Genomic DNA, 22490 nt, shown 5'->3' with positions numbered 1-22490 from the left:
TGTGGGGATGGCCACACTTGCAACGTCAATCGTTCGGTAAACTAATTACTGACGATTTCTTGACGCGCTCTTGACCTACCGAAGGATCAGGCTCATCGGACACGCAGACACGCTCATCGCCATGGGCGGCGCCTTCCTCGCCGCCGCCGTCCTCGCCCGCGTCGGCAGCCGCATCGGACTGCCGACCATCCCCCTGTTCATCCTGGCCGGAATCCTGCTCGGCCCGCACACGCCCGGCATCGTGCTCGTCGCCGACCCGCACGACCTGGAGATGCTCTCCGCGCTCGGCCTGGTGCTGCTGCTCTTCTATCTCGGTCTCGAATTCCATCTCGACGACCTCAAGGCCGGCGGCCGCAAGATGCTCGTCGCGGGCTCCGTCTATCTGGCGCTGAACGTCGGCGCCGGGCTCGCCTTCGGTTTCGTGCTGGGCTGGGGCACCTCGGAGGCCCTCGTCATGGCCGGGGTCATCGGCATCTCGTCGTCGGCGATCGTGACCAAGATCCTTGTCGACACGAAGCGCTTGGCCAGCCCCGAGACCAAGACGATCCTCGGCATCATCGTCGTCGACGACGTCTTCCTCGCCCTCTACCTCGCCGCCCTGCAGCCGATCCTGTCGCGCTCGGACAGCCTCGCCGCCGCGGTGCTCGATGGGGGCAAGGCGTTCGGCTTCCTGCTGCTGCTGGCGCTCACCGCCCGGTTCGGCACGAAGCTCATCAGCAAGCTGATCCACACCTCGGACGACGAGCTGCTCGTCATCTCCTTCCTCGGCGCCGCCGTGTTCGTGGCGGGGGTCTCCGAGTGGTTCGGGGTCGCGGACGCGATCGGCGCCTTCATGGTGGGCCTGATGCTTGGCAGTACGACATCGGGCAGGCGCATCCTCAAGCTGGTCCATCCGCTGCGCGATGCCTTCGGAGCGATCTTCTTCTTCGCCTTCGGGCTCTCCATCAACCCCGGCGATCTGCCGGGCGTGATGTGGCCGGTGCTGGCCGCCGTCGCGCTGACCGCGGCGATGAACATCCTCTCCGGCATGGTCTCCGCACGGGTCTACGGCTTCGGCCCGCAGGCCGCGGCGAACATCTCCACCACCCTGACGGCCCGCGGCGAATTCGCGCTGATCCTCGCCACGATGGCCGCCGGCGCGGGGCTGGACGAGCGGCTCCCGCCGTTCATTGCCGGCTACGTACTCGTCCTCGCGGTCCTCTCCCCGCTGGCGGCCGGGCGCTCGCACTGGCTGGCCCGCGTCCTGCCGGGCGGGCGGGGCCGGGGTGAGGGCAGCGACAGCGACGCCGGCGCCGGGAAACTCACGGTGCCGGCCTGAGCCGGCGACCGGCATGTCCGGGGGCTGGGTCCGCCGAGGCCGCACCCGCCCCCGGACATGCCGAAGGCCTCGTTCCGGTGATGAACCGATTCCCGTTGACGCACGCCCGGTTCCAGCCGGTTTGCGTACGGTTCAGAAGGTGCGTGACAGCAGCAGCAGCGCCCGGTCGTCGTTGACGTCCTTGGCGCATGCCTCGATCAGATGCCAGGCCGCGCCCTCGAAACCGGTGGCGACGTAGCGGTCGGCCTCACCGGTCAGCCGGTCGATGCCCTCCGCGATATCGCGGTCGGACGCCTCCACCAGGCCGTCCGTGAACAGCATCAGCACATCGCCGGGGGCCAACGAGCCCTTCACGGCGTCGAACTGCGCCCCGTCGTACACCCCGAGCAGCGGGCCCTCCGCGGCCTTCTCCTCCCACTGGCCGCTGCCCGAGTGGAGTTGCAGGGCCGGCGGGTGTCCTGCCGAGAGCAGTTCGTAGTCACCCGATTCGAGGTCCAGGACCAGATGGATCGAGGTGGCGAATCCCTCGTCCCAGTCCTGGCGCAGCAGATAGCCGTTGGCCGCCGGGAGGAAGCCGTGCGGGGGCAGCGAGCCGAGGAGCCCGCCGAAGGCACCGGACAGCAGCAGGGCACGGGAGCCCGCGTCCATGCCCTTGCCGGAGACATCGGTGAGGACCGCCTCCAGCGTCCGACCGCCGTTGGTACGGGCGGCGACGACGAAGTCACCGGAGAAGGACTGCCCGCCCGCCGGGCGCAGCGCCATCTCGCGGTGCCAGCCCTGCGGCAGCCGGGGCAGGGCGCTCTGCACCCTGATGCGTTCGCGCAGATCGAAGAGCATGGTGCCGCCGCGCCGCCACGGCACACCGACCCTGGCCCGGAACTGGGCGAGGACCAGCCCGAAGAAGCCACAGGCCGCGACCACCAGGACGATGCCGGGGGTCACCCGGGCCGGGCCGTGCTCGTACGGGCCGAGTGCGAGCGACTCCACGATCAGGGCCGTGGCGGCGGTCGCGTACAGACCCAGCAGGCTCGCGGGCCGCAGCAGCAGTCCGCCCGCGACGATCGGCAGGACGAGCGCGGCCGGTGAGCACCACACCGGGTCGAACAGGGTGGCGCAGGTGATGGCCGGGATGGTGAGCAGCAGTCCGGCCAGCGCGATCCAGTCCGAACCGTCACCGCGGAAGTAGTCGACACCGGACTTGCGCAGCGCGATGCGCGCCCGGTGCGCCGATTTCCGCAATCGGGCCGGGTACGTGTCTGCTCCTGCGCGTCGGGCCATTGCGGGGACTTTATCCACCCGACGGCCTCCGGTGCAGGGGGACCCCGTGACAATGCGTTCGAAATCGGGTCGCCCCCAGTGCCTCGCCCCTGGTAGGCATGGCCCATGACTACTGAGCTTCGCGTACTGCAGCCGTCCGAATGGAACGAATGGTTCGAGTGTCTGGAGCTCGCATTCGGCGGTGTCGCAGAGCCTCCCGAGCAGCGCGAGCTGGACGAACAGCTGACCGAGTGCGAGCGGTCGATCGGGATCTGGGACGGTTCCGAAGTCGTCGCCACGGCGGGGGCGTTCAGCTTCCGGCTCGCCGTGCCCGGCGGGACGCTGGTGCCCGCGGCAGGGGTCACGATGGTGAGTGTCGCGTCCACCCACCGCAGGCGCGGGTTGCTGACCTCGATGATGCGTCGGCAGCTCGACGACGTCCGGGCGCTGGGTGAGCCGATCGCCGTCCTGACGGCTTCGGAACCGGTGATCTACGGCCGGTTCGGGTACGGCGCGGCCTCGCGTCAGATGTCGTTGACGATCGACACGGACCGGGTGCGGCTGACGGTTCCGGAGGGCACGGACGAGGTGCGGCTGCGGCACGCGAAGCCGGACGAGGCGATGGCCGCGTGCGAGGCCGTGTACGACCGGCTGGTGGCCGGCCGGCCCGGCACACCGGCCCACGGCCCCGGCTGGGAACGCAAGCCGATGGTGGACCCGGTGAGTTCACGGCAGGGCGGTTCGGCCCAGCAGTGCGTGCTGGCGGAGCTGAACGGGCAGATCGTCGGCTATGTGACGTATCACATCAAGCCCGAGTGGGAGCCGTCCGGCCCCAAGGGCAAGGTGACGGTGAACGATCTGGCCGCGCTCGACCCGGCGGCGTACGCGGCGCTGTGGCGGTTCGTCTTCGAGATCGATCTGACCTCGACGGTCGAGGCGCGCAACCGGCCGGTCGACGACGCGGTGCTGCACCTGGTGTCGGACGTGCGGCGGTGCAACATCCGGATCCGGGACTCGCTGCACGTGCGGCTGGTGGAGCTGGGGGCGGCACTGGAGGCGCGGGCGTACCGGGCGCCGGTGGACGTGGTGTTCGAGGTCGAGGACGCGTTCTGTCCCTGGAACGCGGGGCGCTGGCGGCTCACGTCCGACGCGAAGGGGACGGCGACCTGCCGGCGGACCGACGAGGCGGCCGACCTGGCGCTGACGGTACGGGAGTTGGGCTCGGCGTATCTGGGCGGCGAATCCCTGAGCTCGCTGGCCCTGGCCGGGCGGGTGCGGGAGCTGCGTGCGGGCGCGCTGGCGGAGGCGTCGCCGGCCTTCTCGTCGGACGCGGCACCGTGGCTGCCGCGGGGGTTCTAGTACGGGGGAGGTCCTGTGCGGGTGGACAGGTGGGTGTGCAGAGTGCGGACCGCCGAGGTACGCCGTCCCGTGCCGCGCTCTCCCACGATGACGGCGAGGCCGTGCACGGCGAGCAGATTCGCGGCTCGCTGCGGGGTGGGAGCGTGCGCCCAGAGCGGCTCCAGAGCTGCCTCCCGGTCAGATCACCGGAGGGATCCGGCGTCTGTGCAGCTCACGGTGGTTGGGAGTGCTGTCGTACCCCTTGCCGCCGAGCAGGGCATCGGGGTGCCTACGCAGTCGGCCGGGCTTGCCGGCCGGCGGGAAGGTCGTGGTGATCTTCGTGTATCGCGAACGATCGCGCCGTTCCGCGTCCCGGACGATCCGCGAGCACCCGCGCAGGCGCGGCATCCGGGCAGTGATCCCGCGGCCCGCTGGCTGGCTGCCACCCGCTGCCGGCCCCCCGGGCCGGCCTGCTCCCGAGACTGAGCCAGAACGCCGAGGCGGCCACCGCCTACCGCGCGGCACTCGCGCGCCGACGGCGACGCGGAGCACCGGTATCTCCAGCGCCGGCTGCGCGAGGCCGAAGGGCGGGATCAGATGTAGGTGTAGCCGTTGGTGGCGGTGCTGGAGCCGCCCGCCGTGGTGACGGAGACATTGACCGCGCCGAGCACGCCCCCGGGGGGCGTGTAGAGCGTGAGCGTGTGGGGGCCGCCGACGGCGAAGGGGACGGAGGTGCTGCCGAACAGGACCTGCAACGTGGTCGTAGCGTCTCCGGTGGTCGTGATCGTCACGAGGGTGCCGCCGGTGAGTAGTCCGGTGTTCGGAGTGATCGTCAGCGTGCCGGGGCTGTCGACGTAGGTGTACGACAGGCCGTCGAAGGTGCCCGCGGCGGTCGTGACACTGACGTCCACCGGTCCGCCCGCGCCCGCCGGGGCGGTGACCGTGAGCTGACCGTCGGTCTTGGAGACCACGGTCGCGGCGCTGCCGCCGAACGACACGGCGCTGGTGGTGTCCAGGCCTGAGCCGGTGATGGTGACTCCGGTGCCGCTGGCCAGCGGCCCGGCCGTGGGGCTCAGCGTCGACTCCACGGGCGCCGGGATGTAGTAGAAGGGCACACCGTTGCTGGCCTGGCCGTTGGCGAGGACCACCGTCACCTCCACCACGCCCGCTCCGGCGGGAGAGTTGCAGGTGACGTGGTCGGCCCCCGCGTTGTAGGAGACATCGGTGGCCGGAGCGTCGCCGAACAGCACCTGGCTGACGGCGCTCAGGGCGTTGGCAGTGGTGCTGGTTATCGTCACGAACGTGCCGCCCCCCGTGGAGCCCTGGTTCGGGAACAGTGTCATCTGACTCTCCAATGGACAGGCACCGTAGTGCGGCGTACTGGCCCGGATACAGCCAGTAGCCCAAAGAGGTGCCCTTCGCCGCAACGATGCTGACGCTAATTCAGCCAGATGGCCGAGCGCGCGAGCAGCAGCTGTTCCGGGACGCGGGCGTAAATCATCTGGGGACTCCACGCAGAGGGCCTGATCACGTGGTTCGCCAACCGGGTCGGCAGCCCGCCGCTTCAGCAACGGTGGAACCGCCGGCTCGACGTCCTGGGCGAGGACCCGCTGGGCGACCCCCGCCGCGCCTCCGAGGCCCGGCTCGAACTGGTCACCTACCCCGAAGCCATCGTTCTCATCAGCCTGTTCCCCTCGCCGCACTGTCGAGACCACCCCCGGCAGCAGGTCGGCCCATCACTGGGCCGGCTCGCGGCGGCGGTCCTTGCGTGCGACCTGCTCCTTGGAACCGGAGTCAGGCGGGGCGCCGTCCGGCGTGCTGTGACCATGGCGGCCCCGGGGCGGCGGCACGCCTAGGCGCCCTGGCACCCCGGGCACCAGAAGAGGTTGCGGGCGGCGAGATCGGCGGTGCGGATCTCGCCGCCACAGATGTGGCAGGCCTGCCGGGCCCTGCGGTACACGTACACTTCGCCGCCGTGGTCGTCCACGCGTGGCGGGCGTCCCATCGCCTCCGGCATGTGCTCGGGGCGGACCGTGTCGATCCGGTTGTTCCGCACGCCCTCGCGCATCAGCACCACCAGGTCCGCCCAGATCACGTCCCACTGCGCACGCCCGAGGTCCTTGCCCGGCCGGTACGGGTCGATCCCGTGCCGGAACAGCACCTCGGCACGGTACACATTGCCGACCCCCGCGATGACCTTCTGGTCCATCAGCAGGGCCGCGACGGTGATCCGGCTGCGGGAGATGCGCCGCCACGCCCGCTCGCCGTCCTCGTCGGTCCGCAGCGGGTCCGGGCCGAGCCGGTCGTGTATCGCGCGCTTCTCGGGGTCGGTGATCAGCGCACACGTGGTGGGCCCGCGCAGATCCGCGTGGTGGTCGTCGTTCACCAGGCGCAGCCGGACCGTGTCGGTGGGCGGCGGGGCCGGGGCCGTACCGAAGCCGAGCTTGCCGAAGAGGCCCAGGTGGATGTGGACCCAGCCGGCGCCCTCGAAGCCGAGGAAGAGGTGCTTGCCGTGGGCGTCGACGCCGGTGAACGTCCGGCCGTCGAGCAGCGCGGCACTGTCGGTGAACTTGCCCTGCGGGCTGCTCACCCGCACCGGCCGCCCGGCGAACCTGTCCCGGTGGTCCGCCGCGAGGCGGTGGATCGTGTGTCCCTCGGGCACGACGACTGCTCTCCTCGATGGCGTGTGACGTGCGGACATGGCTGTGCCGCCGGGGGCACCGGCGGCACAGGGACGGAAGCCGGTCAGCCCTGCTGCGGGTGGTGGGCCGGGATCGGGGGGAGCTCGCCGGTCGTCTCGTACGCCGTGAGCATCTCGATCCGGCGGGTGTGACGCTCCTCACCCGAGTACGGGGTGGCGAGGAAGATCTCGACGAACTTGGTGGACTCCTCCACCGAGTGCATCCGGCCACCGATGGCGACCACATTGGCGTTGTTGTGCTCGCGGCCCAGGGCAGCGGTCTGCTCGCTCCAGGCGAGCGCCGCGCGCACCCCCTTGACCTTGTTGGCGGCGATCTGCTCGCCGTTGCCGGAGCCGCCGATCACGATGCCGAGGCTGTCCGGGTCCGCGGCCGTCTTGTCCGCGGCACGCAGGCAGAACGGCGGGTAGTCGTCCTGGGCGTCGTAGATGTGGGGGCCACAGTCGACGGCCTCGTGGCCCTGGGCCGTGAGCCACTCGACGAGGTGGTTCTTGAGTTCATAGCCGGCATGGTCCGAGCCGAGGTACACGCGCATGTTCCGAGTGTGGCACGAGCGTCGCCGGGTAGCCGTCATCGGGGTCGGGACCCTCCGGCCGGTCCGCCCCGACGGGCGGCGGGACCGCATGTGGGCCTCCTGTGCGGGCCCTGTGTGGTAAACGCCACTCGGGCGGATTCGGAAGAAAGGGTTCCGTTTTTGTGGTCCGGCGGGCTTCAATGCATCACTCGCCGCCGCACCCCACTCCGGCGGCGAGTCACGCACCGCGTGATCCGAGAACGTAAGGATTCGATCCATGACGTCGCAGACGACTCTGGCCGGGCCGGGCCACCAGCCCGAGAAGCCGGGCCGGCCGAACGGGCCGGACACAACGGGCTCATCCGACGGACTCCAGGCAGGCCTCAAGAACCGCCATCTCTCGATGATCGCCATCGGCGGGGTGATCGGCGCGGGCCTCTTCGTGGGCTCCGGCGCCGGTATCGCCGCCGCGGGACCGGCCATCCTGCTGTCCTACGCCCTGGTCGGCCTGATGGTCGTCTTCGTGATGCGGATGCTCGGCGAGATGGCCGCGGCCCGCCCCAGCTCGGGCTCCTTCTCCGCCTACGCCGACCAGGCGCTGGGCCGCTGGGCCGGCTTCTCGATCGGCTGGCTGTACTGGTTCTTCTGGGTCGTGGTGCTCGCCGTCGAGGCGACGGCGGGTGCCAAGATCCTGGAGGGCTGGGTGCCGGGCGTCCCGCAGTGGGCGTGGGCGCTGATCGTGATGGTCGTACTGACCGCGACGAACCTGGTCTCGGTCGGCTCGTACGGCGAGTTCGAGTTCTGGTTCGCCGGGATCAAGGTCGTGGCGATCGGCGCGTTCGTCATCGTCGGACTGCTCGCCGTCTTCGGGGTGCTGCCCGGCTCGGACAACCCCGGCGCGGGGCTCGCGCACCTCACCGACACCGGCGGGTTCTTCCCCAAGGGGCCCGGCGCCATCCTCACCGGTGTGCTGATGGTCGTCTTCTCCTTCATGGGCAGCGAGATCGTCACGCTGGCGGCCGGCGAGTCCGAGAACCCGCAGCGCGCCGTCCAGAAGGCCACCAACAGCGTGATCTGGCGGATCGCCGTCTTCTACCTGGGCTCGATCTTCATCGTGCTCACCCTGCTGCCGTGGAACGACAAGTCGATCCTGAAGGACGGCAGCTATGTCGCCGCCCTCAACTCCATCGGCATTCCGCACGCCGGCCAGGTGATGAACGTCATCGTCCTCACCGCCGTGCTGTCCTGTCTCAACTCCGGCCTCTACACCGCCTCGCGGATGGCCTTCTCGCTCGGTGGCCGCGGCGACGCGCCCAAGGCCTTCGCCCGGGTGAACAAGCGGGGTGTGCCGCAGGCGGCGATCCTCTCGTCCGTCGTCTTCGGCTTCGTCGCCGTGTTCTTCAACTACCAGTGGCCCGACACCGTCTTCCAGTTCCTGCTGAACTCCTCCGGCGCGGTCGCCCTGTTCGTCTGGCTGGTCATCTGCTTCACGCAGCTGCGGATGCGCGGCATGATCCTGCGCGAGTCGCCGGAGAAGCTGGTCGTGCGGATGTGGCTCTTCCCGTATCTGACCTGGGCGACCATCGCGATGATCTCGTTCGTCCTCGTCTACATGCTGACCGACGACGGCGGACGCGAGCAGGTGCTGCTCTCACTGCTCGTCGCGGCGCTGGTGGTGGCGATCTCGCTGGTGCGTGAGGTTCGGCAGCGGAAGGCGCGTGCCTGAGAGCCCGACAGGCTCTGAGGCCGTCGGCCGTACCAATACCTGACGGCGGATGTCAGGTATACGGGGGAGGCTCTCCGTCACAACGCCACCGAGCGAACGACCGGAGAGCCTCCTCATGACATCCGCCCCCGCCCGTGTCCCCACCGGTTTCCAGACCGGCTTCGCCGTCCGTCCCGCCTTCGTCGTCGAGGCCGCTCATGCCGAGGACGTACGGACCGCCGTGGCCGACGCCGCCGCGCGCGGCCTGCCCGTCCGCGTCCACGCCACCGGCCACGGGCTGTCCGGGGCCGTCGAGGGCGGGGTGCTGATCAGCACCCGCCGGATGGACTCCGTCGAGATCGATCCGGTACGCCGCACCGCACGCATCGGCGCGGGCGTCACCTGGGGCCAGGTGATCGAGGCCGCCGCACCGCACGGGCTCGCCCCGCTGAACGGCTCCGCACCGGGCGTCGGCGCCGTCTCCTACACCCTCGGCGGCGGGCTGCCCATCCTGGCCAGGGAGTTCGGCTACGCCGCCGACCGGGTGCGCTCGCTCGACGTGGTGACCGCCGACGGCGCACTGCGCCACGTATCCCCGCACAGCGAGCCCGAACTCTTCTGGGCGCTGCGCGGCGGCGGCCACCGGCTCGGTGTCGTGACCCGCCTGGAGGTCGACCTGGTCGAGGTCGGGCGGCTGTACGGCGGGTCGATCGCCTTCGACGGGGCCGGGGCCGGCGACCGGGTGATCCGCCGCTATCTGGAGTGGACCCGGACCGTTCCCGACACGCTGACGTCCTCACTGTCCGCGCTGCGCTTCCCCGACAGCCCCCAGCTGCCGGAGCCGATGCGCGGACGGTACGCGATCTCGGTGCGGGTCGCGTACACCGGCGAAACGGCCGGGGGCGAGCGGCTGGTCGCGCCGCTGCGGGCGGTCGGGCCCGCGCTCACGGACTCGCTGCGGGAGATGCCGTACACCGACAGCCACACCATTCACAACGACCCACCGTTCCCGCACGCCTACTACGGCGACGGCGTGGTGCTCGCCGATCTGGACGCGGGGCGCGCGGTGCGCACGCTGGGGCTGACCGGGCCGAAGGCGCCGATGATGACCGTGGTCCAGCTCAACCACCTGGGCGGCGCGCTGGCCGCACGGCCGGCCGTCGACAACGCGGTGCCGTACCGCGAGGCCGGATTCCTGCTGCGGCTGCTGTCGCCGCTCGACGGTACGGACGTGGCGTCGGTACGGGCCCTGTACGCGGAGGTGGCCGGGGTGCTCGCGCCGCTCGCCCTGGGCCGTTCGCTGAACTTCTCCTTCGGCAGCGGGGACCGCACCGAGGGTTTCCACGACGCGCGGACACAGCAGAGGCTCGCCGGTCTGGTGTCGCGACACGACCCGGCGAGCCTCTTCGGAGGGAGCTACGGCATCAGCCGCGACGGCCGATGAGCTTCCAGGCCGCGGGCAGCGCGCCCATCGCCAGCGCCGCCTTCAGCGCGTCACCGAACAGGAACGGCACCAGGCCGGCCGCGATCGCGGCGCTCGCCGACATGCCGGTGACCAGGGCCAGGTACGGGACGCCGACCGCGTAGATGATCGCGGAGCCCAGCACCATCGTGCCCGCGGTGCGCAGCACGGAGCGGTCACCGCCGCGGCGGGCGAGGCCACCGACCACGGTGGCGGCGAGCAGCATGCCGAGGACGTAGCCGAACGAGGCACCGCCCGCGCCGGAGCTGCCGCCCGCGAACCACGGCACGCCCGCCATGCCGACGAGCGCGTACACGGCGAGGGAGAGGAAGCCGCGGCGGGCGCCGAGCGCGGTGCCGACGAGGAGCGCGGCGAAGGTCTGGCCGGTGACCGGAACCGGTGAGCCGGGGACCGGAACGGCGATCTGGGCGGCGATACCGGTGAGCGCGGCACCTCCGAGGACCAGGGCCGTGTCGACGGCGTAACGGTGCCTGGCGGCGGGCAGCAGGTCGGCGAGGACCGCTCCGGTACGGACAGGGGCGGCGGCAGCAGTGCTCATCGGGACTCCGCGGGGTGAGGGCAGGTGGGGACAGACTGAGGCCGACGTTAGCCCACGGGTTAACGCCCGATCACCATCAGTGGCCCACAAAGCGGTGGTCGAGGCGTTGGTGAGGTTCATACAAAGGGGCTCACGCAATCATGCGGCGGCGTGATGCTCGTCACTGCGGTGGGGACGGATCGGCTCATATTTTGCCGGGAGGGGCGGCCGGGAGAGACTGTAGGTTCCCGCCAAAACGGTTCGGGGCCGCCCAGACGCCACGGGTGCCTGTTCCCGCGCCGCCTGCCCCCCGGGGGCGTTCCCGGCCCCGGGACCCGCGCCCGAGCCGCCCGGGATCACTCCCGGGCTTCGACGCGTACCCGGGTGTGCACCTTGTGTGAGGATCGTGCCCGTAATGCGGACAGTGGTTCCCTGTGGGCGCAGCGCGTGCTCAGACTGTCCGCGCAGGTCCCCCACTCCCCCACACCCGCTCCGTCCCTCCACGTCCCCGCGCGGCCCCCGCGTGCACCGTGCCTCCCCTACCGAACAGAGCTCGCCCATGTCTCGGAATTCCGCGTCTCCCCCCACCGACGCCCCGGTCGCCGCCTCCGGCACCGGGGCCGATTCGGCGCTCACCCACGGGCTCAAGCAGCGCCACCTCTCGATGATCGCCCTCGGCGGTGTCATCGGCGCCGGGCTCTTCGTCGGCTCGGGTGCGGGTATCGCCGCCGCGGGGCCGTCGATCGTCGTCGCGTACACCGTCTCCGGGCTGCTGGTCATGCTCGTGATGCGGATGCTCGGTGAGATGTCGGCCGCGAACCCGGCCTCCGGCTCTTTCTCCGTCCACGCGGAGCGGGCGATCGGGCCGTGGGCGGGGTTCACCGTGGGCTGGGCGTTCTGGGTGCTGCTGTGTGTCGCCGTCGGCCTGGAGGGCATCGGTGCCGCGAAGATCGTCACCGGCTGGCTGCCCGGCACGCCGGAGTGGGCCTGGGTCGCGCTGTTCATGGTGGTCTTCCTGGGCACGAACCTGGCCTCGGTGAAGAAGTTCGGCGAGTTCGAGTTCTGGTTCGCCACCCTCAAGGTCGTGGCGATCACCCTCTTCCTGGTGCTGGGTGTGCTGGCGATCCTGGGTGTGCTGCCGGGTACGGACGCCCCCGGCGCCACCAACCTCAAGGGCGAGGGCGGCTTCCTGCCCAACGGCGCCGAGGGTTGGGTGATCGGGCTGCTCGCCTCCGTCTTCGCGTACGGCGGTCTGGAGACCGTCACCATCGCCGCGGCCGAGTCCGAGAACCCGGTGCGGGGTGTCGCGAAGGCCGTGCGGACGGCGATGTGGCGGATCGCGCTCTTCTACGTCGGCTCGATGGCCGTCGTCGTCACACTGGTCCCGTGGGACGACCCGGAGGTCGTGAAGGTCGGCCCGTTCTACGCGGCTCTGAACCACCTCGGCATCAGCGGCGCCGCGGAGATCATGAACGTGGTCATCCTGGTCGCCCTGCTCTCCGCGATGAACGCCAACATCTACGGCGCCTCGCGCATGGCCTGTTCGCTGGTCGCCCGCGGCCAGGGCCCGAAGCGGCTCGGCAGGATCTCCTCGGGCGTCCCGCGCGCGGCCGTCCTGGTCTCGTCCGTGTTCGGCTTCCTGTGCGTGCTGCTCAGCTACTGGCGTCCCGATGACGTCTTCCCGTGGCTGCTCAACATGATCGGCGCGGTGATCCTGGTCGTCTGGATCTTCATCGCCCTCTCCCAGCTGATCCTGCGCGACCGGCTGGAACGCGAGGCACCGGAGAGGCTCGTCGTACGGATGTGGCTCTTCCCCGTCCTGACGATCGTGGCGCTCCTGGCCATGTTCGGCATCTTCGTCCTGATGCTGCGCCAGCCCGGCACGCGTGACCAGCTGTTGGCGTCCGGCGCCCTGACCGTCGTGCTGGCGGCGATCGGTCTCGTACGGCAGCGGCGGTCCGCGGCCGTCAAGGGCTGACGTCGGGCGCGCACGGCACGTTGAGGGAGAGCAGCGCACCGCCCTGCTCCCCGATCCGCACCTCGCTGACCGCACCGTTGCGCAGCTGCGGGAAGACCCTGCGGTAGGCGCCCAGCGGAATCGACAGCAGTTCGCACAGGACGAGCCGGAGCAGGGTGTTGTGGGCGACGACGAGAACGCGCTGCCCCGGGTGCCCGTCCGCGATCCGGCGCAGCGCCACCGCCCCCCGGGCCGCCGCCGCCCTGGGGTCCTCGGCCCTGGGGAAGGGGTGGGCCACCGGATCCGCGCGGTACCGCCGGGCCCGCTCCGGGTGCTCGGCCGCGAACTCCGTCAGCGTGCGCCCCTCCACCTCGCCGAAATCGCATTCGCGCAGGTCGTATTCGAGCCGGGGGACGAGACCGAGCGCCCGGCGGACGGGCTCCGCCGTCTCGATGGCGCGCGTGAGCGGCGAGGTCCAGATCGCGTCGACCGGGTGCCGGACCGCCCACTCGCCCAGCCGCTCGGCCTGGCGACGTCCTTCGTCGGTGAGGGCGATGTCGCTGACCCCGGCGTAGCGGTTCTCCGCGTGCCAGACGGTCTGCCCGTGGCGGACGAGCAGCAGGGCGGCCGGTCTCCCGGTCATGGCTTCTCCGTTCGGGTGCGAGTGGTCATGACTTCTCCGTTCGGGTACGGGCGTGGGCGGCGACCGGGCCCGGGAGCCAGCCCCGTCGCTCCAGCTCGTCCACCAGCGTGAGGTACGGCTCGGTGTACCACGCCGTACGCACCGGATGCGGGCGCAGCACGTGCCGCAGTCGCACCATCCGGCCCGCCGCCTCCTGCAGCGTGGTCGTGGCTCGCGCCCCGTACGCGGCCATGACGGCCATGCCGAGAGCCGGCTCGCTGTACTGCGGGATGTACACGGGCCGGCCCAGGATGTCGGCGCGCAGCCGGCTCCAGTAGCCGCTGCGGACCGCGCCGCCGGTGAAGGTGAGCCGGCCGTACAGCTGGGCGCCGAGCAGGTCGAGGTAGTCGAGGCAGAGCCGTTCGACCAGGCCCACCCCGGTCAGCAGGGCGGCCCAGTGTTCGGCGTCGGTGGCGGGCTCGCCGAGCAGGAAACCGGTGGCCTCCGGCGCGACGAAGGGGAAGCGCTCGCCCGGCGCGGCGAGGGGGTACGCCACCACGCGCGCGGGCTCGTGCTCGCGAGCCGTCGCGTCCATCCGCGCCGGGTCCACGCCCGGGAAGGCAGCGGTCAGCGCCCCGCCGCCCACCCCCGAGGCCCCACCCGGAAGCCAGAGCCCGTCCGGAGCCCGGTGGTTGTAGACGACCCCGGCCCGGTCCGCGACCGGCGACGAGGTCACCCCCTTCAGGACCAGCGTCGTACCGAGCACCGAGTTCCAGGAGCCCACGGTGAGTGCGCCGGAGGCGATCTGCGCCGCGCACCCGTCCGTCATCCCCGACACCAGGAGCGTGCCCGCCGGAATCCCGGTCTCCGCCGCTGCCGCCCGCCCCACCTCACCGATCTGCCAGCCCGGCCGCACCACGTCCGGGAACAGCCCCTCGGGCAGGGCCAGCTTGCCGAACATCCGGTGCGGCCAGGCGTCCCGCTCCAGGTCGTAGCCGGTCTTCAGGGCATGGCTGGAGTCGGTGGGCAGAGGAGTCCCGGCGAGCCGCGCCAGCACCACGTCGGCCTGGTGCATGATCCGCACGGTCTCGCCCGCCCCTGCCCCGTACTCCTTCAGCAGCCACATCACCTTGGGCAGCGCCCAGCTCGGCGGGGTCCGGGCCCTGGCCGCCTCCGTCACGGCGCGCCCGTCGTCGTACATCACCCCCGGGGTCAGCGGCCGGCCGGTCCGGTCGCCGAGCAGAACGGTGCCGGAGGTGGCGCAGACGGCGAGCGCACGCGGCGGGGGGCAGTCGCGCAGCGCCTGGCGGCTGGCCGCGCAGACGGCCGTCCACCAGTCGAGGGGGCTCTGCTCATGCCGTACCCCGTCGCGTCTGCCGGCGAGCGGGGCGGAGCCGCTGCCGAGGATCTCACCACGGTCCCCCGCCACCACCGCACGGACACTCTGCGTGCCGAGATCGATGCCCATCCACATATCGGCCCTCCTTGTGAAGTTCTCACTCTGCACCGAGAATTTCCGTTGCGCGAGGGATTGACGGCCAACTTCCGTTGTTCCAAGCTCTGTTAACCAGTCGATTCGACGTGTGAACGGCATCGCTCCGCTCCCCCCCACCCATCTCCGGCCGGACCGTGGAGGTCACGGATGGACATGCACGCGCACGACCGGCGGCGTTTCCTCGCCCTCGGTGCGGCGGCGGCCGCGTCCGCCGCCCCGCTGCTCACCGCCTGCGGCGCGGGCTTCGGCGGCGGCGACAGCAAGGGCGGCGGCTCCGCGGCCGCCGACGTCACCGGCTCCTTCGACTGGAAGCGGGCCAAGGGCAGAACGGTCAAGGCGCTGCTCAACAAGCATCCGTACACCGATGCCCTGATCGCCGATCTGAAGGCGTTCACCGAGAAGACCGGCATCAAGGTCGAGTACGACGTCTTCCCCGAGGACAACTACTTCGACAAGCTCACCGTCGACCTCTCCAGCGGGCGCGCCTCCTACGACGTGTTCATGCTCGGCGCGTACATGGTGTGGCAGTACGGCCCGCCGGGCTGGCTGGAGGATCTCGGTCCCTGGATGCGCAATTCCTCGGCGACCGGGGCCGAATGGGACCAGGCGGACTTCTTCCCCAACCTCCTCCGGGCGGACCAGTGGTCGCTGAAGGCGGGTGCTCCGCTCGGGCAGGGCGGGCAGTACGCGCTGCCGTGGGGCTGGGAGACCAATGTCGTCGCGTACAACACCGAGGTGTTCGAGAAGCTGGGCCTGAAGCCCGCCGAGACCTTCGACGAACTGCGCGAGGTCGCCGGGGCCATCACCCGCAGGGCGCCGGGGGCGGGCTTCGACGGGATGTACGGGGTCGCGGTGCGCGGCTCGCGCAGCTGGGCGACGATCCACCCGGGCTTCATGACGATGTACGCCCGCAACGGGCTGAAGGACTTCACCGTCGAGGGCGGCGGGGTGAAGCCCGCGATGAACTCCCCGGAGGCGATCGCGTTCACCCGGGACTGGGCGGAGATGGTCAGGAAGGGCGGGCCGCCGTCCTGGACCTCGTACACCTGGTACCAGTGCTCCAGCGACCTCGGCGCGAAGAAGGCGGGGATGCTCTTCGACGCGGACACCGCCGCCTACTTCCAGGCCGTGAAGGGGGCCTCCCCCGCCTCCGGGAAGATCGCCTTCCACCCCGGCCCCAAGGGCCCCGACGGCTCGCTCGCCACGAACATGTGGATCTGGTCGCTCGGCATGAACGCCAGAAGCCGCAACAAGTCCGCGGCCTGGCTGTTCCTCCAGTGGGCGACCGGCAAGGAGCATCTGCGCAAGGGCGCGATCGAGCACAACCACATCGATCCGGTACGCAGGTCGGTCAGCCAGGACCCCGCGTACAAGGAGAAGATGCGAGCCATCCCCGGCTTCATCGAGACGTTCGAGACGGTCGTCGACCAGACGAAGATCCAGTTCACCCCGCAGGAGCAGTTCTTCGACGCGACGACCAGCTGGGCCGCCGCGCTCCAGGAGATCTACGGCGGGAAGAACGCCTCGTCCGTGCTGAACTCCCTGGCCGGCGATCTGGCGTCGAAGGCCGGCTGACCGATGTCCGGACGTGTGGCGCCCGTGCCGGAGACCGCCCATGGGGCGGCCTCCGGCACGGGTGCCGGGAAGCGGGCACAGCGGGCGCTGCCGGCGTGGCGCCGCTCGCTGCGGCCGTATCTGCTGATCGTGCCCGCGCTGCTGCTGACCGGGGGCATCCTCTACCCGTTCGGACTCGGTCTCTACTACACGGTATTCGACTTCGCGGCGAGCAAACCGCGGCCGGACCTGGTCGGCATCGAGAACTACCGGCGGATCCTCACCCAGCCCTCGTTCTGGGACTCGGCGCGGGTGACGACGCTGTACGCGCTGGGCGCGGCGGCCGTCGAGACCGTGCTCGGGGTGGCCGTGGCCCTGCTGCTGCACCGGTCGAGCTTCGTGGGGCGGGTGCTGGAGAAGATCCTGATCCTGCCGCTGATGATCGCGCCGGTGATCGCCGCGATCATGTGGAAGCTGATGCTCCAGCCGTCGGTCGGTGTGATCAACCATCTGCTCAAGCCCTTCGGCCTCGGCGGTGTGCAGTGGACGGACACGCCGACGGGCGCGCTGCTGTCGTCGATCGCCGTGGACGTGTGGGTCTACACGCCGTTCGTCGCGATCCTCGCGCTGGCCGGACTGCGCTCGCTGCCCGCCTCGCCGTTCGAGGCGGCAGCGGTCGACGGGGCAGGCTGGTGGTTCACCTTCCGGCGCCTCACCCTGCCGATGCTGTGGCCGTACGTCCTGGTCGCCGTGATCTTCCGGTTCATGGACTCGCTGAAGGTCTTCGACATCATCTACGCGCTGACCGAGGGCGGTCCCGGCGACTCCACGATGGTCCTCCAGATCCGGGCCTATCTGGAGGCGATCCGCTTCCAGCGCTACTCGTTCGGGATCAGCTACATGATCGTGCTCTGGGCCGTGGTCTACCTGGTCACGACGGTGCTGGTGCGCTATCTGGGCCGGATCCAGAACCGGGCGGCGGAGGTGCCGGGATGAGACGCGGACGTACGCGGGACGGACGCGGAGGTGCCGGGATGAGACGCGGACGTACGCGGGACGGACGCGGAGGTGCCGGGATGAGACGCAGGGTGCTCGCCATCGCCGCCGACCTGGCGCTGATCCTCTACTTCGTCTTCGCGCTGTTCCCGGTCGCCTGGATGCTGATCCTGTCGCTGAAGCCGACGAACGAGCTGTTCAGTACGTACTTCGCGTTCACCCCGACCTTCGACTCCTACCGCACCGTGCTCGGCGCCGGGGACGACCAGGGCGTGCCGTTCGTGCGGTTCTTCGTGAACAGCCTGGTCGTGTCGCTGGGCGCGGTCACGCTGTCGCTGCTGATCGGGCTGCCCGCCGCGTACGCCGCCGCGCGGTGGCGGTTCCGCGGCTCGGAGAACCTGATGTTCACCCTGCTCTCGTTCCGCTTCGCACCCGAACTCACCGTCATCATCCCGCTGTTCGTGCTCTACCAGAAGCTCGGGCTCTTCGACACGTATGTCGGCATGGTGTGGGTGCTGCAGCTGGTGACCCTCCCGCTGATCGTCTGGATCATGCGGTCGTACTTCTCGGACCTCTCGCCCGAGCTGGAGCAGGCGGCGCTGCTGGACGGCTACACCCGCAAGCAGGCGTTCTTCAAGGTCGCGCTGCCGTTGGTGAAACCGGGCATCGCGGCCGTCTCGCTGCTGGCGTTCATCTTCGCGTGGAACAACTTCGTCTTCCCGCTGATCCTCACCTCGTCGGACGCCCAGACGGTGACGGTGGGCGCGCTGTCCTTCCTCGGCGGCGACCGGCCCAAGTACAACCTCACGGCCGCGGCGGCCCTGGTCTCGGTGGTCCCGCCGCTGCTGCTGGCGCTCACCATCCAGCGGTATCTGGTGCGCGGGCTGTCGTTCGGGGCGGTGAAGTCGTGACCGGCCCGGCGGCGATCACGCTGCGCGGGGTCAGCAAGCGGTACGGGAGGAACACCGCGCTCGACGGTCTGGACCTGGAGGTGGCCGAGGGAGAGTTCTTCTGCCTGCTCGGCCCGTCCGGCGCCGGGAAGACAACCACGCTCAAGACGATCGCGGGCCTGGAGGAGCCACAGGCCGGGACGGTCGAGCTGGGCGGGACGGACATGGCGGGCGTGGAGCCGTACGACCGGGGCGTGGCCATGTGTTTCGAGTCGTACGCCCTGTACCCGCACCGCACCGCGTACGACAATCTCGCCTCCCCGCTCCGCTCGCCGCGCCACCGCCTCCCCGCGCACGAGGCGCGCGAGCGGATCGGGGAGGTCGCCGAACTCCTGGGCATCGGCGCCCTGTTGGACCGTCCGGTGGGGCGGCTCTCCAACGGCCAGCGGCAGCGGGTGGCACTCGGCCGGGTGCTGGTCCGGCCGGCCCACGCGTTCCTGCTCGACGAGCCGCTGTCACATCTCGACGCGAAGCTGCGGCAGGCGATGCGCGCGGAGCTGAAGGCGATCGGCTCGGTCCGGAGCACGACCACGCTGTACGTCACCCATGACTCGGTGGAGGCGCTGGCGCTCGGGGACCGGATCGGGGTGATCAGCGACGGCCGCATGGTGCAGACCGGCACCCGCGAGGAGCTGTGGCACCGCCCGTACGACACCTTCGTCGCCCGGTCCTTCGGCAGACCCCGGATCAATCTGCTGCCGGGCACGGTGACGCCCGAGGGGCACTTCCGATCGCCGGACGGGGCGTACGAGCTGCCGCTGAGGGTGCCCGCACCGCCCGGAACCGCGGTCCAGCTGGGCGTACGGCCGCGGGACATCCGGCTCCTGGGGCCCGGCGAGGACCCCGGCGCGGCGCCGGCCGGCAGCGGCGAGGGCACAGGTGCGGAGCCGACCGGCGAGGACCCGCCCGTGGCGAGGGCCGGCACCGGCGAGGGCCTGGCGCTGACCGGGGCCGTCCATGTGACCGAGCTGCTGGGCCGGGCCACCGAGGTCACCGTCCGGATCGGCGGGCAGCGGCTGTCCCTCGTCGTCCCGCGCGCCGACGCGGCGGGCCTGAGCCCCGACCGCCCGGTCCGGCTCTCCGTACCGCCTGAGAGTCTGCTGCTGTTCGAGGCCGACCGGCCGGCACGTCCAGGACGAAGGATCAGCACGTGAGCAACGTTCCGCAGCGGGGCCCCGCCCCGCGCCAGGCATCCATAGCCGAGTACGTCCTCGCGCAGGGCGAGGTGAGCGCCGCCGAACTGGCGGAGCGCTTCGACGTCAGCCTGATGACCATCCACCGCGATCTGGACGAGCTGGAACGGCAGGGCATCGTCCGCAAGTTCCGCGGCGGTGTCACCGCCCAGCCGTCCGGGGTCTTCGAGTCGAACGTCTCCTACCGGCTGAAGACGATGCGCGCCGAGAAGGCCGCCGTCGCCGAACGGGCCCTGCGGCTCATAGAGCCGGGCATGGCGGTGATGCTCGATGACTCGACGTCCACCCTGGAGATAGCGCGCAGGCTGCGCTCCATCACCCCGCTGACCGTCGTCACCAACTTCCTGGAGGCGATCAACCTGCTGTCGCAGGAGCGCGGCATCCATCTGATGGGCCTCGGCGGCGACTTCGATCCGCTGCACTCCTCCTTCCTCGGCGTCTCGTGCGTGGAGGCGGTGCAGTCGCTCCAGGTCGACATCTGCTTCACCTCCACCTCGGCCGCGTCCGGCGGTTACGCCTACCACCAGGAGCAGCACATCGTCTCCGTGAAGCGGGCGATGCTCGACTCGGCGAGCCGCAATGTGCTGCTGCTCGACCACTCCAAGCTGGGCCGGGTCGCCCTGCACCGGCTCGCCCCGCTCTCCCGGTTCGATCTGCTGCTGGTCGACGACGGGGCGTCCGAGCGGGACCTGCGCGAACTCGACGAGCACAAGGTGCCCTACGAGGTCTGCGGCACCGGCCGCGAGTCCGGACCGGGAGGCGGCGATGACGGATGACTGAACTGGTCCTGCGCGCACTGCGCAAGACCTACACCGGACGTGGCCGGGCCGCCGTCGAAGCGGTCCGCTCCCTCGACATCGAGCTGCGCTCCGGCGAACTGCTGGGGCTGCTCGGCCCGTCCGGCTGCGGCAAGTCCACCACCTTACGGATGATCGCCGGACTGGAGCCGGTCACCGGCGGCGACATCCTCATCGGCGGCACCTCGATGGTGGGGCTCCCCGCCCAGCGGCGCAACATCGGGGTGGCGTTCGAGAACTACGCCCTGTACCCGCCGCTGACGGTCGCGGAGAACCTCGGATTCGGACTCGCCGCCCGGCGCCGCCACGGGCGGGCCGAGATCCGCCGCCGGGTCGCCGACATGGCCGCACGCATCGGGATCGCGGATCTGCTGGACGCCCGCCCCGCCGCGCTCTCCAGCGGCCAGAAGCAGCGGGTCGCCCTGGCCCGCGCCCTGATCCGCACCCCGGACGTGCTGCTGCTCGACGAGCCGCTGTCCCATCTGGACGCCGCCCAGCGCGACACCACCCGACGGGAGTTGAAGCGCATCCAGCGGGACAGCGGCCACACCACCATCCTCGTCACGCACGATCAGGAGGAGGCGCTGTCGCTCGCCGACCGGATCGCGGTGATGCGGGACGGCGAGATCCAGCAGCTCGGCACCCCCGAGGAGATCTACGACGCGCCGGTGAATCTGTTCGTCGCCGACTTCGTCGGGGAACCCGCGATCAATCTGCTGCCGGGGACGGCCGACGGGGCGGGCGGGGTGCGGCTCTCGGACTCCGTGCGCATCCCCGTACCGCACCGCCCGGCGGCGGGACGCGCGGTGGTGCTCGGCATCCACCCGGAGGACCTGCGCCTGGACGACACTGGTGTACGGGCCCGGGTCGCCGCCCATGAACCCCTGCTGGAATCCGGCATCGCCACGCTCTCGCTCGACGGGGTGGCGCAGCCGCTGGTCGCCGTGACCGGTCCGGAGGTACGGCTCGACCGGGACGACACCGTACGCATCACCGCCGATCCCCGGCACATCCATGTCTTCGACGCCCGGACAGGAGACGCTCTGCGATGAACCGCCCCGCGACGGTCCGCCCCCCGACGAGAATTCTGATCGCCGGTGACCATTTCGTCCGCAACTCCCTGATCGCCGAAGCCCTGCAGCACGCCCTCGGCCCGCTCGGCACGGAGCCTCACCTCACCGAACTCGCCCTCCCCTGGCCCCTGGAGCCCTTCGGCAAGGTCGCCGAGGTCGACGAGGCCGCCGACGCCGAGGACGCGCTGATCGCCGCCCTGGACGGGGTGGAGGTGTGCGTGACGCAGATGGGCCCGTTCACCGAGCGGGTCCTGGCCGCCGCACCCGATCTGCGGCTCGTCGTGGTCTGCCGGGGCGGCCCGGTCAACGTGAACGCGGCCGCGGCACGGGCCCGGGGGGTGCGGGTCTGCTTCGCGCCCGGCCGCAACGCGGCGGCGACCGCGGAGTTCACCGTGGGTCTGATCCTCTGCGCCCTGCGCCGCATCCCCGACGCCCACCACTCCCTCGCCGCCGACGGCCGCTGGGACGCCTCCCACTACACGTACGAGAACTGCGGCCTGGAGCTGGAGGACACCCCCGTCGGCCTGATCGGCTACGGGGCGGTGGGCAGCCGGGTCGCCCGGGTGCTCTCCGCGTTCGGCGCCGAGGTCGAGGTGTACGACCCGTATGTGCGTGGCGACGTCCACGGCATGCGCGCACCCTCGCTGGAGGCACTCCTGGACCGCTCCCGTGTCCTCACCCTGCACGCCAGGCTCACCCCGGAGACCCGGCATCTCATCGGCGCCCGCGAGCTGGCCCTGCTGCCGCGCGGCGCGGTTCTGGTCAACGCGGCCCGGGGCGGACTGCTGGACACGGAGGCGCTGTGCGACGCCCTGGACTCGGGGTGGTTGCGGGCCGCAGCGCTGGACACGTACGAGCAGGAACCGCCCCCGGCCGACTCGCGGCTCTTTTGCACCCCGCATCTGCTGATGACCCCGCACGTGGCGGGCGCCAGCCGGGCCGTCGCGCAGAAGGCGGCCCGGATCGCCGCGGCCGAGGTGGCGCGCTATGTACGAGACGAACCTCTCGCCCACGCCCTGTGA

Annotated in this window: 20 protein-coding genes; 12 read left to right on the top strand and 8 right to left on the bottom strand. The window is 71.1% G+C overall.

Annotated elements, in window-relative coordinates; all coding sequences use genetic code 11:
- The first annotated feature begins 121 nt into the window (after positions 1 to 121).
- The gene (locus ABZ826_RS00775; RefSeq protein ID WP_361440087.1) at positions 122 to 1318 is read left to right on the top strand and encodes a cation:proton antiporter; all 1197 of its coding nucleotides are present in this window, start codon (positions 122 to 124) and stop codon (positions 1316 to 1318) included.
- 132 nt (positions 1319 to 1450) lie between these two features.
- Here ABZ826_RS00775 and ABZ826_RS00770 read toward each other — a convergent pair whose 3' ends face one another.
- On the bottom strand, positions 1451 to 2596 hold the full coding sequence (locus ABZ826_RS00770) for a PP2C family protein-serine/threonine phosphatase (RefSeq protein ID WP_361440084.1): 1146 nt from the start codon (positions 2594 to 2596) through the stop codon (positions 1451 to 1453).
- A gap of 105 nt (positions 2597 to 2701) precedes the next feature.
- Between ABZ826_RS00770 and ABZ826_RS00765 the strand changes: the two genes are divergently transcribed.
- Positions 2702 to 3934: a GNAT family N-acetyltransferase gene (locus ABZ826_RS00765; protein WP_361440081.1), complete on the top strand. Its 1233-nt coding sequence runs from the start codon at positions 2702 to 2704 to the stop codon at positions 3932 to 3934.
- 177 nt (positions 3935 to 4111) lie between these two features.
- Here the strand turns inward: ABZ826_RS00765 and ABZ826_RS00760 are convergent, their stop codons facing one another.
- The 4 genes from ABZ826_RS00760 to ABZ826_RS00745 form a co-directional block, all read right to left on the bottom strand.
- The gene (locus ABZ826_RS00760) at positions 4112 to 4321 is read right to left on the bottom strand and encodes a hypothetical protein (protein WP_361440078.1); all 210 of its coding nucleotides are present in this window, start codon (positions 4319 to 4321) and stop codon (positions 4112 to 4114) included.
- Between the two features lie 185 nt (positions 4322 to 4506).
- The gene (locus tag ABZ826_RS00755) at positions 4507 to 5256 is read right to left on the bottom strand and encodes an IPT/TIG domain-containing protein (RefSeq protein WP_361440075.1); all 750 of its coding nucleotides are present in this window, start codon (positions 5254 to 5256) and stop codon (positions 4507 to 4509) included.
- 509 nt (positions 5257 to 5765) lie between these two features.
- The gene (locus ABZ826_RS00750; RefSeq protein ID WP_361440072.1) at positions 5766 to 6575 is read right to left on the bottom strand and encodes a DNA-formamidopyrimidine glycosylase family protein; all 810 of its coding nucleotides are present in this window, start codon (positions 6573 to 6575) and stop codon (positions 5766 to 5768) included.
- An 83-nt stretch (positions 6576 to 6658) separates the two neighbouring features.
- Positions 6659 to 7147, bottom strand: a complete 489-nt coding sequence (locus ABZ826_RS00745; RefSeq protein WP_361440069.1) for a ribose-5-phosphate isomerase — start codon at positions 7145 to 7147, stop codon at positions 6659 to 6661.
- Between the two features lie 256 nt (positions 7148 to 7403).
- Between ABZ826_RS00745 and ABZ826_RS00740 the strand changes: the two genes are divergently transcribed.
- Together ABZ826_RS00740 and ABZ826_RS00735 are read left to right on the top strand one after the other, a co-directional pair.
- A complete protein-coding gene (locus ABZ826_RS00740) occupies positions 7404 to 8852 on the top strand; it encodes an amino acid permease (RefSeq protein ID WP_361440066.1) in 1449 nt (482 codons plus the stop codon).
- Positions 8853 to 8967: 115 nt separating this feature from the next.
- The gene (locus ABZ826_RS00735; RefSeq protein WP_361440063.1) at positions 8968 to 10275 is read left to right on the top strand and encodes an FAD-binding oxidoreductase; all 1308 of its coding nucleotides are present in this window, start codon (positions 8968 to 8970) and stop codon (positions 10273 to 10275) included.
- On the opposite strand, the gene ABZ826_RS00730 is transcribed toward ABZ826_RS00735, so the two are convergent.
- Entirely contained in the window at positions 10256 to 10852 is a 597-nt protein-coding gene (locus ABZ826_RS00730; protein ID WP_361440060.1) for a biotin transporter BioY, read from the bottom strand. The genes ABZ826_RS00735 and ABZ826_RS00730 overlap by 20 nt on opposite strands.
- Positions 10853 to 11390: 538 nt before the next feature.
- Here ABZ826_RS00730 and ABZ826_RS00725 point away from each other — a divergent pair.
- Positions 11391 to 12809, top strand: a complete 1419-nt coding sequence (locus ABZ826_RS00725) for an amino acid permease (RefSeq protein ID WP_361440057.1) — start codon at positions 11391 to 11393, stop codon at positions 12807 to 12809.
- On the opposite strand, the gene ABZ826_RS00720 is transcribed toward ABZ826_RS00725, so the two are convergent.
- Both ABZ826_RS00720 and ABZ826_RS00715 read right to left on the bottom strand, forming a co-directional pair.
- On the bottom strand, positions 12799 to 13431 hold the full coding sequence (locus ABZ826_RS00720) for a histidine phosphatase family protein (RefSeq protein ID WP_361440054.1): 633 nt from the start codon (positions 13429 to 13431) through the stop codon (positions 12799 to 12801). The genes ABZ826_RS00725 and ABZ826_RS00720 overlap by 11 nt on opposite strands.
- A gap of 25 nt (positions 13432 to 13456) precedes the next feature.
- Positions 13457 to 14884: an FGGY family carbohydrate kinase gene (locus ABZ826_RS00715; protein WP_361440051.1), complete on the bottom strand. Its 1428-nt coding sequence runs from the start codon at positions 14882 to 14884 to the stop codon at positions 13457 to 13459.
- A 168-nt stretch (positions 14885 to 15052) separates the two neighbouring features.
- On the opposite strand from ABZ826_RS00715, the gene ABZ826_RS00710 reads away from it, so the two are divergent.
- The 7 genes from ABZ826_RS00710 (at position 15053) to ABZ826_RS00680 (ending at position 22490) form a co-directional block, all read left to right on the top strand.
- Entirely contained in the window at positions 15053 to 16480 is a 1428-nt protein-coding gene (locus tag ABZ826_RS00710; protein WP_361440048.1) for a sugar ABC transporter substrate-binding protein, read from the top strand.
- Positions 16481 to 16483: 3 nt separating this feature from the next.
- Complete coding sequence (locus tag ABZ826_RS00705; protein WP_361440045.1) at positions 16484 to 17455, top strand: sugar ABC transporter permease; 972 nt, start codon at positions 16484 to 16486, stop codon at positions 17453 to 17455.
- Between the two features lie 80 nt (positions 17456 to 17535).
- The gene (locus tag ABZ826_RS00700; RefSeq protein WP_361440042.1) at positions 17536 to 18366 is read left to right on the top strand and encodes a carbohydrate ABC transporter permease; all 831 of its coding nucleotides are present in this window, start codon (positions 17536 to 17538) and stop codon (positions 18364 to 18366) included.
- Complete coding sequence (locus ABZ826_RS00695; protein WP_361440039.1) at positions 18363 to 19559, top strand: ABC transporter ATP-binding protein; 1197 nt, start codon at positions 18363 to 18365, stop codon at positions 19557 to 19559. Before ABZ826_RS00700 ends, ABZ826_RS00695 begins: the two co-directional genes overlap by 4 nt.
- Entirely contained in the window at positions 19556 to 20374 is an 819-nt protein-coding gene (locus ABZ826_RS00690; RefSeq protein ID WP_361440036.1) for a DeoR/GlpR family DNA-binding transcription regulator, read from the top strand. The genes ABZ826_RS00695 and ABZ826_RS00690 overlap by 4 nt, the downstream gene beginning before the upstream one ends.
- A complete protein-coding gene (locus tag ABZ826_RS00685; protein WP_361440033.1) occupies positions 20371 to 21447 on the top strand; it encodes an ABC transporter ATP-binding protein in 1077 nt (358 codons plus the stop codon). The genes ABZ826_RS00690 and ABZ826_RS00685 overlap by 4 nt, the downstream gene beginning before the upstream one ends.
- Positions 21444 to 22490: an NAD(P)-dependent oxidoreductase gene (locus tag ABZ826_RS00680; protein WP_361440030.1), complete on the top strand. Its 1047-nt coding sequence runs from the start codon at positions 21444 to 21446 to the stop codon at positions 22488 to 22490. Before ABZ826_RS00685 ends, ABZ826_RS00680 begins: the two co-directional genes overlap by 4 nt.

This window comes from Streptomyces sp. NPDC047515, from assembly GCF_040643055.1.
GTDB lineage: Bacteria > Actinomycetota > Actinomycetes > Streptomycetales > Streptomycetaceae > Streptomyces.
The sequence above is the reverse complement of the archived record's forward strand: the minus strand, read 5'-3'. Positions and strand labels throughout refer to the sequence as shown.